Source organism: Clostridium sp. UBA7503, assembly GCF_002477055.1.
Lineage (GTDB): Bacteria > Bacillota > Clostridia > Clostridiales > Clostridiaceae > Clostridium_J > Clostridium_J sulfidigenes.
In genome coordinates, this window is sequence record NZ_DLNT01000024.1 from 1 (window position 1) to 13222 (window position 13222).

Genomic DNA, 13222 nt, shown 5'->3' on the forward strand with positions numbered 1-13222 from the left:
TCTATTTTGCGAAAGCCCCTTCAATACTTCTTTAAAATTTTACTACTTATACACTATTTTAATTTACCAAACCTATCAAAAGGAAATATAATAAATTTTCCTTCTCCCTGTATGTCTTCAAAAGATATATATGGATTTTCCCATAATCGTGCATCAATAGAATTTCCTCTATTATCTCCTAAAAATAAATAACATCCTTCTGGTACATTAAAAGAACCTGTAGTATCACTAAAACTACTTACATAATTCTCCTCTAGAAGCTCGCCATTTATATATACACTTCCATCTGATTGAATTTCTACATTCTCTCCCGGAAGACCTACTACTCTTTTAATCAAGTCTTTATTTAGCTCATCAGAATGAAATACTAAAATATCTCCTCTTTTAATAGATGATGGTTTATAAGTTCTCAATGAAAATATTCTATCTCCTGGTGTAATAGTTGGATACATAGATTTAGTTGGAACATTTACATTGAAAAAAATAAACTTGTTTATTAAAAATCCTAAAATTATAGCAATTAATGCTGGTATTATCCATTCTTTAAGAAATTTTATCACTAATTATTCCCCCCAAAGTCATTTTAAGTTTTTTATATTACTATATTACCACATTTTAAACAATAAATATCATCTTATCATATATTCTTTTATTATCTAATTTATTTCCACTTATTAATTTATTTAATAGTAGGTGAAAAACATACCTACTATTAAATTATAAAAACTGCAAATAATAATATAGCAAAATCATTTTATATTAATTAAAAATATTTATTCATATAAATATTTAATTATATAGTGGGAGGTAATATTTTGATTAATAGAAGAATTATTACTTATAATTATGAAGAAAATTTTTCTTATTTAAAAAATACTTCTAATCTTTCTACTTCTATCGAAAATATGAGTTCAGAACTTTGTATCAAAGAACTAAAAAATATCACCTTAGTTCCTAGAAGTGGAACTCATAATAATTTTAAAATAGGAGAAGAAATTATTATGTATGTAATCTCCGGTGAATTACTATATAGCGATAACATAGGAAATTTAGAAACCCTTTCATCCGGAAATTTTCTTTATATTAATTCTATGGATGGTATAACCTATGATATTTTTAATAGTGGTATTGATTTTTTAGATATTATTGAAATAACCTTATACACCAATAATAACTCTTATATTCAAAAAAAGAATAATAAATCTCCTCTATTAAATAAATATGACTTTAAAAATCCTATTGAAAATCAGTGGATATACGCTATTAGCCCTTTAAATGGTTTGGCTCCTATTAAATCTAATTGTGATATTAATATTTATTTTGCATTACTACAGCCTAACAAAGATTTAATTTTTACGATTAACAAAGAGAGACAAGGCTACATGTTTCAGTGTTATGGAGAAATTGAAATTTGTACAAATAATTCAGATAATATTACCTTAACAGGCTCTGACAGTGCTTATATTTCTAATGAAACTTTTGAAGTAAAAGCTACTATCCCTAGCAACATACTTTTCATTGAAACTGCAACTTAGTAAACATTAATGCTATGTGAAATTTATTAGAAATTTTAGTTCTTTAGATTTTTTCTTATCATATCTTCTTTAAAAACTCTTTATTTAAATTTCAATAGTCTAATATATTTATTATGTTATATTTTATTATTTTTATCGTATAAATAATAAAAGAGTTTTCTAGGGAGGTATTAAGTATTATGAATATTATTGCTATTATAGATATTGGTTCAAATACGGTTCACCTACTAATTGTTAATATAGATGATAAGTCCAATCCAAAAATTATAGATGAAGATAAGGAACATTTAAGACTTGGAGCTACTTTAGATACCAATAAAATTATAAGTTCTGAAAAAACAATTCATGTAATAACAGTTTTAAAAAAATTTTTACGTTCTTGTATTATAAATAAAGCTTCTAAAATCATATGTGTAGCTACGGAAGCTTTAAGAGTAGCTGAAAATAGTAACTATGTTCTTGATTTAATAAAAGCTCATACTGGAATTTTAGTTCAGATTTTGTCCCCTAAAGAAGAAGCTTATTTATCTTACCTTGGAGTTTTTTCTACTTGTAACCTAGATAACGGTATAATAATGGACACTGGTGGAAATAGTACAGAATTAATTTTTGTAGAAAAGAGTAGATTTACAAATTATACTAGTATTCCTCTAGGGTCTATAAACCTAACTGAGAAAATAAAAGTTAATAAGTATGGCAGATATTTGAGCTGTGACTATAACGAGGATTTTTTTTATAATCTATTTTCTAATATCCCTTGGATTGAAACTTTTTATGGAAGCTCTTTAGTTGGTATTGGCGGAACTTTTAAGAATCTTGGAAAGATATATTCTAATTATTTATCAAAATCATGTTCATCTACTAGCACAATAGAACTTTCCAGCCCTTATGAACTAAAAACTCTTTGTGAAAGTCTTAAAGTTATAAGTTTAAAAGAGAGAGAAAACTTACAAGGTCTTTCAAAAAAACGTGCTGATATTATATTAGGTGGTTGTGAAATAATAACTCATATGATTAATTATTGTAATTTTTGTAACATTATTGTATGTAGTGAAGGTTTAAGGACTGGCATATTAAATAATTATTTAAATTCCACTAATCAACCTATTGAAACTCATATAAATATTTAATTATATAAAAATAAAAAACCACCATAAAAAGGTGGTTTTTTATTTTTATATGAATTTTAATATAAGTAAATATATAAAGTGAGCTGATATACCTGCTGTTAATCCACCAAAGGTATGACTAACAATAGCTTTACCTGTTAATTCTCTACACTTTAAACCATCCATCATTGCAACGTGAGTACTTAGATATCCACTCCAACACATCCCCATAGCTGTAAATACTGCAATTTCATTACCACCTATTAATCCATTTTTTAACATTTCCGGCACCAAACCAATTGCAGCTCCTGCAGCCCCTAAAGATGTTATCGGGAAAGCTATAGCTTCTGGACTTTGAAAACCGAATAATGGAACTAATATGAATTGTAGTTTTTCCCCAATCCAAGGTAAGAGTGCAATACCTTCTGATGCTGCTCCAGTGTAAACTCCAGATGCTGATGGTCCATTAGTAAGCATTAAAACTAAAGTACAAATTATTAAAACTCCTGGAATTATAGCAAGTCCCATTTGTACTCCTGAAGCTCCTCCTTCAAGCATAGCACCTATAAATCTTTCTCCAACACTTCCATCTCTAATTTCTCTATAATTCATCATGTCAAAACCAGTATCATTATCTTGTACACACATTTCTTCTTTGCCATAAATTTTTGAGGTTTGTCTAAGCATTAATCTAGTACTTACAATGCTTCCTATTAAAGCTCCTACATTACCTATTATCGCTGGTAGTATAAAACTTTCTCCTATAGGTGACTTTTGCCCCATCATATAGGTAGTAATAATCAACCCCATTCCAAAGGCTGTTCCTAAGTTGGTTAAAGCTGGCAACTGATATTTTTTAAAATATCTTCTAAATCCTTTATCATCTGCTAAAGTAAGTATAGCAGGATTATCAGAAAGATAGGTGGTTAAAACTCCTATAGCACTAGCACCTGGCAAATCATAAAGTGGTTTCATTAACGGTGATAACAATCTGTTAATTAACGATACCACTCCAAATTCTGATAGAAGTGCAGATATAGATCCTGCCAATACTGCAATAGCCATTATATAAAAAACTGTTTTCATTAATAGGCTATACGCAGTTTCCATTAGGGTATTAAACATATTTATTGTTCCCATAACACTTCCCATACCTATGAAAAAACCTAAAAATAAAATTATAAATATAATACCTTCTTTGCTAACGGCCTTTTTCAAACCCTTCTTATGTGTCAATTATTGCTCCCCCTTATTTTAAATTTTAAATCTTTTATGAATATTCCATATTTATTATGAATTATTTATTCATTAATGTCAATGGTTATTATTCGTAAATTTTTTCACTTTTTATTTTATATTTATAAATATTTTTAAATTAAATTTCATATATAATTGTTTTTTGAATTTAATTTTCATTTCAGTAAATTATATCCTTATATTATGTATTCCTTTACATTTTTTTATTTATACCATATTAATTATTTCTTAGAATAAAAGGTATCTAGAAATTTTATTATCTAGATACCTTTTATCTTAATGACTTTTCAATCCACATTTATTTAAAACTTTACCCTACATTGGAAAAATTCTTGTTCAAAAATTTCTGAAACTCCATTAATGCAAAAACTATTACTTTCTTTATCCTCAATAAATTTATTCATTATTAGCGAATCATCAAATTTAATTTCCTTAATAAAGTTAAGTTGCATATAAGATATTTTCTTTTCTGTATGCCAATCTAAAGGAAAAAAATCTTCTATAAAAGAAACATATTTAGCATTATTAACATGATTATTTATATCTATATCATTATAGTATAGTTCCCTATTGATAGTTTCTATAGCCTCACCTGGCATCTTTATCTTGTTAAGCTTATTATCAACGACATCCTCTACATCAATATTTATGTCAACTGGACACATGGACGGCTTTTGTGGATGTCTAGTTTCAATATCTACAATTAAATAATATATCAAAACTCTACCAATAACTTGTCCATCATTATCTTTAATCTTAAATCTTCTTTTCATAAAGACTTTTTCACGGCCACCTAAACAAGTTTCTACTGTTATATCTTCTCCAACCTTAGGATATCTCTCCATTGTAATTTCAACTCTGGATACTACCCAAAATAATCCTTTATTCATCATAGACTGAAAATCCACCCCCAAAATTTGAGAATGACCTTCTGAAACTTGTTGAACATAATCCATTATTGTAAATAATTTAACATTTCCCTTAAAGTCTCCTTCATGAAACTTTATAGTAAATTGTTCTTTATAATTCAGCTCCAAAATTACACCTTCTTACGCGACTTTTCTTCTTTATTCTTTATTTATATTGTCTTACTATGTAGATTTAATAACAAAATTAGTATATCATAATTTATATATAACATAAAGTTAATACGAGGAGAATAAGTTATGAATAATTTAACAAATAAGCACTTAGTTGTTATTTCAATTGATGGATTAAAAGCAGCTGATTTTGATATAATAAGTAACTTACCAACTTTTTCACAATGTATTCAAAAGGGGTCAGTAGTTAGAAGTGTTAAATCTATATATCCATCATTAACATATCCAGCTCACACTACCATAGTTACAGGTAAGTATCCTAAAAACCATGGAGTTGTAAACAATAAATTATTAGAACCTGAAAAAGCTGCTCCAGATTGGTTTTGGTTCAGAAAATATGTAAATGGTCCAACACTATATGATATGGCGAAAAGTAGAGGGCTTACTGTAGGATCTATATTTTGGCCTGTTACTGGTAGATCCTCTATAAAATATAATATGCCTGAAATTTTCTCTAACAATAAATATATATCTCAAGAAATGGCATCACTTCTAGGTGGAAGCCCTATATACCAATTCAATTTAAACAGAAAATTTAAACATCTCCTTGATGGAATAAAAGAGCCTAACTTAGATAATTTTGCTACTGCTTGTGCTATAGAAACCATTAAAAAGTATAAACCTAACTTACTTTTACTACATCTCTTAGACTTAGACAGTCAACGTCATGGTTATGGTACTGATTCTAAAGAAGCTGTAGATTCACTTCATCGCCATGATGGAAGATTAGCTGATATAATAAAAGCTCTAAAAGAAGCTGGTATATATGATAATTCTTCTATAGTTATTTTAGGTGATCATGGATTTCAAGACTTTAATAAAGTGATTACCTTAAACACCCTATTTAAAAATCAAGGGTTAACAAGCATCGGTAATAATAATAGACTTAATTCTTGGAGAGTATATGTAAAATCTTGTGATGGAAGTGCCTATGTATATGTTAAGGATGACTTTAATAAAAATCTATCCTCAAAAGTTTATAATATTTTAAAAACCTTATCTCTTGATGAATCTAAGGGAATTGCAAAGATATATAGAAATGATGAGATAATAGAATTAGGTGGTGATCCTAAGGCTACATTTATGATTGAAGCTAAAAGAGGTTTTATTTTTATAGATAAATTAAATGATAGTATAGTGACTCCAACCACTCCTAAGGAGGGGAAATCTAACGGAAATCATGGTTATCATCCTAATAGTCCTGATATTCATACTCTCTTTATTGGATGTGGTGAGGAGTTTAAAGAAAACTTTTTTATGGATAATATGAATTTAGTGGACATAGCTCCTACCCTATCAAAAGTTTTAGGTATTAAATTTCCCAAATGTGATGGAATAGTAATTGATGAAATATTGACTATCCCTTAATTCTTTAAGAATAATCTATGATGTAATAAAGAGATAAGAATTTAAATTAAATTCTTATCTCTTTACTAATTATTATACTATCATATGCATACAAATCGTACTCAACGTTCCAACTACAACTCCTGCACCTACATCTGTTGGATAATGTACTCCAAGATAAACTCTTGAAAATCCTACAAGACTAGCAATTACTATAGATACTACTGCTAATCCAGTAAAGCTTAGTGCAATACTAACTCCAATTGAAAAAGCTGCAGTGGTGTGACCAGATGGAAATGAATAATCATCTACACCTATCTTCTTTATGTTTAGCGTTGGAAACTTTATATATGGTCGTATCCTATTTTTTACTCTCTTTAAAAAGTGAGTAATACCGCCAGAAGTAATAATTGATAAAGATGCTAGAAATCCTAGGTTCTTAATTTCTTTACTTTTAGACATAACAGTCATTACAACAAAAACCATACAAAATGTGGCAGATCCTAAAAATGTTATATATGGTATAATTTTATCTAAAAACTTGCATCGTAATTTTTTATTTATAAACTGCAATAGTGTTATATCCACTTTTTTTATTAATTCTATCATAGATCCTCCTAAAAACATCATAAATAGATTATATATAAAAATAAGATAAAATAAAAGTTTTTCATTTAATTCTTTCTTGTTTCTCTCTTATAATAAATAGTTAGATTTTATGAATATATTATTTAGATTATTATTATAGTATATTTATTAGGATAAATGTAGTTTAAATGATAAGATATTAATAAGAAATATGTTTTATACATGTTATATCTTCATGTTTAGGAGGTCTCTATGGAAATTTTACAATTAAAAGAAATAAAGAAAAAGATTTTAAGAAAGCTTTATAACTCTCATTTCTTAAAATCTGAAAATATATCACAAAAATTTCTTGATAAGCATATAAACTCACCAGCTTTTTTATACACACTCCAAGACATTTTAGTGGAAAAAGACTTTTCTCCATCTAAAGTTCTTTATCTATGTACTCCTTTATTAAGTGATTTATATGAAAGTGGTCCTAATGAATGGTTAGTATATTTATATAATTATGCCTTAAACAAGAATTTTAAAGATGCAGTAACTATAGAATTAGATTCAAAATTAACTTCAGGATGTGAAATATTCCTTAGAATTTATAAGGTTATATGTAATGTAGAAAAATCCATATCTGATTCAGACAGTTGGCAAGCAAAATATCCTTTAATAACTTTAACAGATAGTGAAATTGAAGAACTAGAAAGAAAAGATGAATATTTAAAATTTATTAAAGCCTTTGACCGTGACTATGTATATGAAATGATGAAACTTAATGGAGAAATATTTAAGTATAATACTCTAGATCACATCTGTGGTGTACATTACCTAGCTATGTTTTTGGCACGCCAACTTAAATCTAAAGGGTTACCTATAGATTTAGGAAGAGTATCTGGAGCTGCTGCTGGACATGATATTGGAAAATATGGATGTAAAGGTGAAGAGCTAAAACGAGTTCCACATCTCCACTACTATTACACAGACCAATGGTTTAGAAAACACAATATAAATTATATTAGGAATATAGCTATAAATCATTCTACTTGGGATTTAGAACTTGAAAATCTATCCTTAGAATCATTAATACTCATCTATTGTGATTTTAGAGTTAAAAATATATTTACTAATTCATATCCTACTATGCATATTTTTTCTTTAGAAAACGCTTTTAAAGTAATTCTTCAAAAACTAGAAAATGTTGATGCTAAAAAGGAATCTCGTTATAAAAAAGTATATGGCAAGTTAAAAGACTTCGAAAATTACATAAAGAGTATTGGTGTAAATGTTAATTTAGATTTTAAAGAAGACAATTTAACTTCTGCAAACCCTCCAATATATTCTTTACTTAGAGGAAAAGAAATAACTGACAGTATGAAAAACTTAGCAATAAATCACAATATAAATCTTATGTATTTATTACGTGATGAATATTCGTTAAATACTATATTAGAACAGGCTCGAAGTGAGAATAACTGGAAAAATCTCCGCCAATATATACGAGTACTAGAAGAATATTCTACTTACTTTACTCAAAGACAAAAGCTACAAACTCTAGAATTTCTTTATGATAATTTAACTCATAGAGAAGATGATATTCGCCGTCACTGTGCATATCTAATAGGAAAATTAATAGCTATTTTTGATGAAGATTATAGTAAAGAACTACCTAAGAATGTATCTATAGATAAACCTAACATAAATAGTTATCAATTATTTGAACAATATATTTCATTAATGCTTTATCCTAGCGGTAAACTAGTAAATGCTCATAAAAACTGGATTGGCTATAATACTAAAATCATGGTTAATTCTGTTTTTATAAATTCTAGAAAAATTTTTATGAAAATATATAGAGGTATTCTCTTAAAACACTATATGTCTCAAAATATAACTTCTTTTGAAACTCAGCTGTATTTACTCTATACCGCAAAATATATATCTTTTGAGTCCTATGATGAAACTTTAGATTCACTCATAGAATTCATTATTGATAAAGTAAAAAAAAGAAATGTAGTTATAAGATTAGCTGCTCTTGAAAGTTTAAACGATATAATTCCTAAAATACCACCTACTCATTCTATACTTGATTATATAATTAAAAATCTTGGAGAAATTAAAACTAAAAGGAAAAATTCATCTGAAAATTATTTATATCTAAAAATTTTCACAATTCTTAATATGAATGACCATATATATCTTTTTAAAAATTACTGTAAGGAAGATTATAATAAAATCCCTGATATCCTCCTTAGCAACTTGAAAACAGCTACTAATTGGGTGGTAAAAAAACATCAGATAGATATACTTCTTAATTATACACTCTATATTGCTCCAACTACAGGACTTCATACTTGCATTCACTTTTGTAATATGTTAAAAGTTAGTGCCATGGAAAATGTTAGAAATAGTGCAGGCTATTCAATACTTAAAATTATGCCTAACCTAAATGATTCAGAAAGAAATGAAGTAGCTATAGAGCTTTTACGTGGACTAGAAATTGAAGGCCAGAAATTCACAGAATATATATCACCTTTCTTAGGTCAGATAATCTTATGGCTAGCACCTAATGAATTAGATGAAATTATTGATGACTTAAAAAGCAAAATTAAAACTTCAAATGAAGATGTTAAAATACTAATTCTTAAAGCTATAGGAATCTCCTTGTCTAACTATGATGTATATAAATCTCGTTTTAATGAAAATGAAAAAATTTATAATGAAAGATTAAAATCAATGTTATCTATTATTTTAAATGGTATAGGTGATTATAAGGATAAGGTTAAACAAGCAGCTATAATCACTCTTGGCAAGGATATATTTGGGAATTCAACAATTTCTTTAAATGATAAGTTACATGTTTTTAAACTAGTAGCTAAAAAAGTTCTTACTCTCATAGGTAATGATGACAATAATAGATTACTTTTATTAACCAATGCAGCCGCTATAAATCACATCTATAGATTTATAGCAGACTATACTTTTTTAAATGGCGATATTCTTATAGATATACCTAAGAAAATAGCATTTTTCCCTGGTACCTTTGATCCTTTCTCATTAGGACATAAGAATATTTCTAAAGCAATTCGTGATTTAGGTTATGAAGTATATTTAGCCGTGGATGAATTTTCTTGGTCTAAAAAAACCTTACCTAATCTTTTAAGAAAAATATTAATTAATTTATCAATTTGTGATGAATTTAATATATATATATATCCTGAAACTATGCAAGTGAATATATCTAATACTAATGATTTAAGACTGCTTAAGAAATCATTTTCAGAGTCTCAAATATTCTTTGTTTCTGGTAGCGATGTACTTTTAAATGCCTCTTGCTATAGTAATCCTGTAGAGGAAAATTCCATTCATACTTTTAATCACATTATTTTTGAAAGAGGTAATTCAAAAAAACTTTTAGCTGCTAAATCTCTTATAAAGGGTACCGTAGAAGTACTAAAACTTCCAGCTAAATACTCTACAATAAGCTCTAGTCAAATCAGAAACTATATAGATAAAAATAGAGATGTTTCAACCTTAGTAGATCCTTTAGTTTCTCAATATATACATGAAAATGGTTTTTATCAACGAGAACCTCTAGATAAGCTATCTCTAAATGAAAGTCACTTAGATTTTGAATTTATTGACGAAGTTACTGATAATATAATATTGAAATTATTCTCTAATTTAAATTCTAGTAATGAAACAAAATCCATCTTATCAGAACTTAAATATAAGGAAGCTCCTAAACTAGTAGTAATTAAAGATTCTAAAAAAAGTGAAATTCTAGCTATTGCTGCCATGCATTGGGTTCGTTCAAATAATCTTTACCATGAGGTTAAAGATGAGAATATTTCTAGAACACTTCGTTCCCTATCTATAGGAAGAATGATATTTATAGATGGAATTTATGTTATTGATAGAGAAAAACATAAATTTCTTGAGCAAATTATTTTAACTGAAGCTTTATCTTATGCTATTTCTAAAGATTATGAATACGCTGTGTTTAATCCATGTCATAGTTCATTAACTAGCTCAACCTTAGTAGAAATAATGCTATCCCAAGGTTTTGTAAATATTGGCTCTGAAAATAAAGAATCTCCTGTATTAGCAGTTAATATGACTAGTCCATGTATTTTGAACTTAGATGTAGAAAATATTTTAAAAGAACCTTTTAGAAGTAACTCTAAAATTAAGAATGTAATTAATTCTAGAAGAAAATTATTGCAAAGTGCTCTTTCAAAATTATATCCTAATGAACTTTTACTTTGCTTTAATAGCGAAGTACTTCATCAAAAAATGATAAGAAATATTTGTTATGAAAATAATATTTCTATTTATTTAAAAGCATCTAATGAATATGGTGAAGCTATGTGTGTACCTTATGGTGACATTTTAGATAGATATCTAGTACCAAATACTGTTACCAAATCTCTTCATACAGAAAAGTATTATTATGGTGATATGAAGAACTTCTTTATAGGCGAATCTCCATATTACCTATCTTTAAATAACCAGATGAAAATGATAAAGTCCTTTAATCGACCAATTTTTTTAGTAGATAACATTCTCCATAAGGGGTATAGAATGAGAGCCTTAGATCCTATACTAATTAACCAAGGAATTAATGTAAAAAAAATTCATTGTGGTATTCTCTCTGGTCGAGGAAAAGATTTAATGGATATGCAAAATAGGCAAGTCTCTAGTGTATACTTTATACCTAGACTTAAAATTTGGTTTAATGAAAATTCTTTATATCCATTTTTAGGTGGAGATGCTATATGGAGAGGAGAGTTTCCTAAACGAAACTTAATTCCATCAATTAATAGTATATTACCATACACTTACCCAGTATTCATAAAAAATACTTCCCACGAAAATGTTTATAAATTTTCTAAAGTTTGTCTTGAAAATTCTATAGAAATATTAAAAATACTTGAACGAGAATATCATAACTTATATGGAAGAAATCTAACCCTTTCCTCACTAGGAGAAGTTATAACCACTCCCCGAAGTCCGGATATTGGAAAAGGGATTGAATATGATTTATCCTCTACTCCATCAGCCCTAGTTGAAAAGGATTTAGAACTACTTACTAGACTTGAAAATATGCTATAAAAGGAGAGCTATATATGTTTTACTATATATTTAATAATAATTTAATTATAACTAATGAATGTATAATACGAGATGATTTTATCTCTACAGATGAAATTTTCTGTAAAAACTATACTGGCAAAATCTTTGCTTTAACTTCTATAGAATGTGAAATTTCTAGAAGAGCCTTTATAGTTTCTACTGAAAATCTTTTGTTTTTAGATAAAGAGGATTTAAGTATACTTAAATTCTCAAATAAAGTAAATAAAACAATACCTATCTGGCTCCAAAATGCCATTGAGGAAAAAAGAGTTATTTCCTTAAATACTAATTATCCAAATTTTCTAGATGCAATAATCTATTCTACTCCTCAAAAATGGAGAGTAAATGTAGTTGGTTTAGGTGATGTAGGTGCTACCCTATTAACTGGCCTTAGGCTACTTGGTCATGATGTAGTATCAAGTTTAGGCATTTATGATAAGGATTTGAAAAAAATGAATCGACTTAACCTTGAATTATCTCAAATTTTATCTTGTGACGGTAAAGAAAACAATCTAAAAATTATTCCATTAAAGGAAGAAGATTTATTCAGCTGTGATATGTTTATATTTTGTGTATCAGTAGGTATTCCTCCTATAGGAAAAGAAGAAAAAGATGTAAGACTTATACAGTTTGATGGTAACAGAAAAATTCTTAAAGTATATGGACAAATGGCAAGAGATGCAAAGTTCAAAGGAATCTTTGCAGTAGTATCTGATCCTGTAGATTTATTATGCAAATCCCTTTTTATTGATAGCAATAAAAATAAGGATGGTACCCTTGATTTTCAAGGTCTTGCTCCAGAACAGATTCGCGGATATGGCTTGGGGGTTATGAATGGTAGAGCAGCCTATTATAGTAGCTTAAGGGAAGATACTGCAAATTATTTACAAGAAGGTAGAGCTTTTGGTCCCCATGGTGAAGGATTAATAATTGCTAATAGTATTGAAAACTTCAACGAGTCTGCCTCGGATTTTCTTACTGAAAAGGCGAAAACTGCAAATTTGGAAGTTCGTGCTAGCGGATTCAAACCTTATATAGCTCCAGCCCTATCTTCTGGTGCTCTCAGCATCCTTGATACCATTAAAGGTAACTTCCACTATTCTTCAAACTTTATTGGTGGTACCTATATGGGGTGCAAAAATAAATTTCTAAATGGATG

At 27.9% G+C, this 13222-nt stretch carries 8 protein-coding genes; 4 read left to right on the forward strand and 4 right to left on the reverse strand.

The window, feature by feature from the left end; genetic code table 11:
* Window positions 1-53: 53 nt before the first annotated feature.
* On the reverse strand, window positions 54-560 hold the full coding sequence (lepB, locus tag B3630_RS07295) for a signal peptidase I (RefSeq protein ID WP_346896802.1): 507 nt from the start codon (window positions 558-560) through the stop codon (window positions 54-56).
* 255 nt (window positions 561-815) lie between these two features.
* On the opposite strand from lepB, the gene B3630_RS07300 reads away from it, so the two are divergent.
* The gene (locus B3630_RS07300; protein WP_346896804.1) at window positions 816-1535 is read left to right on the forward strand and encodes a hypothetical protein; all 720 of its coding nucleotides are present in this window, start codon (window positions 816-818) and stop codon (window positions 1533-1535) included.
* Between the two features lie 179 nt (window positions 1536-1714).
* A complete protein-coding gene (locus B3630_RS07305; protein ID WP_346896806.1) occupies window positions 1715-2665 on the forward strand; it encodes a hypothetical protein in 951 nt (316 codons plus the stop codon).
* Between the two features lie 45 nt (window positions 2666-2710).
* Here B3630_RS07305 and B3630_RS07310 read toward each other — a convergent pair whose 3' ends face one another.
* Both B3630_RS07310 and B3630_RS07315 read right to left on the reverse strand, forming a co-directional pair.
* Window positions 2711-3880 carry a CD0519/CD1768 family membrane protein gene (locus B3630_RS07310; protein ID WP_346896808.1) on the reverse strand — a complete coding sequence of 390 codons (1170 nt, stop codon included), beginning with the start codon at window positions 3878-3880 and terminating at the stop codon, window positions 2711-2713.
* A gap of 323 nt (window positions 3881-4203) precedes the next feature.
* The gene (locus B3630_RS07315) at window positions 4204-4938 is read right to left on the reverse strand and encodes an acyl-[acyl-carrier-protein] thioesterase (RefSeq protein ID WP_346896810.1); all 735 of its coding nucleotides are present in this window, start codon (window positions 4936-4938) and stop codon (window positions 4204-4206) included.
* Between the two features lie 129 nt (window positions 4939-5067).
* On the opposite strand from B3630_RS07315, the gene B3630_RS07320 reads away from it, so the two are divergent.
* On the forward strand, window positions 5068-6369 hold the full coding sequence (locus tag B3630_RS07320; protein ID WP_346896812.1) for an ectonucleotide pyrophosphatase/phosphodiesterase: 1302 nt from the start codon (window positions 5068-5070) through the stop codon (window positions 6367-6369).
* A 72-nt stretch (window positions 6370-6441) separates the two neighbouring features.
* On the opposite strand, the gene B3630_RS07325 is transcribed toward B3630_RS07320, so the two are convergent.
* Window positions 6442-6957: a phosphatase PAP2 family protein gene (locus B3630_RS07325; protein WP_346896814.1), complete on the reverse strand. Its 516-nt coding sequence runs from the start codon at window positions 6955-6957 to the stop codon at window positions 6442-6444.
* Window positions 6958-7188: 231 nt separating this feature from the next.
* On the opposite strand from B3630_RS07325, the gene B3630_RS07330 reads away from it, so the two are divergent.
* The gene (locus B3630_RS07330; protein ID WP_346896816.1) at window positions 7189-12042 is read left to right on the forward strand and encodes a cytidyltransferase; all 4854 of its coding nucleotides are present in this window, start codon (window positions 7189-7191) and stop codon (window positions 12040-12042) included.
* Window positions 12043-13222: the final 1180 nt, after the last annotated feature.

What these genes read in the sequence shown, in the direction of transcription:
- B3630_RS07305 (WP_346896806.1), top strand. Translation starts at nt 1,715, where the DNA reads ATGAATATTATTGCTATTATAGATATTGGTTCAAATACGGTTCACCTA.
- B3630_RS07320 (WP_346896812.1), top strand. Translation starts at nt 5,068, where the DNA reads ATGAATAATTTAACAAATAAGCACTTAGTTGTTATTTCAATTGATGGA.
- B3630_RS07325 (WP_346896814.1), bottom strand. Translation starts at nt 6,957, where the DNA reads ATGATAGAATTAATAAAAAAAGTGGATATAACACTATTGCAGTTTATA.
- B3630_RS07330 (WP_346896816.1), top strand. Translation starts at nt 7,189, where the DNA reads ATGGAAATTTTACAATTAAAAGAAATAAAGAAAAAGATTTTAAGAAAG.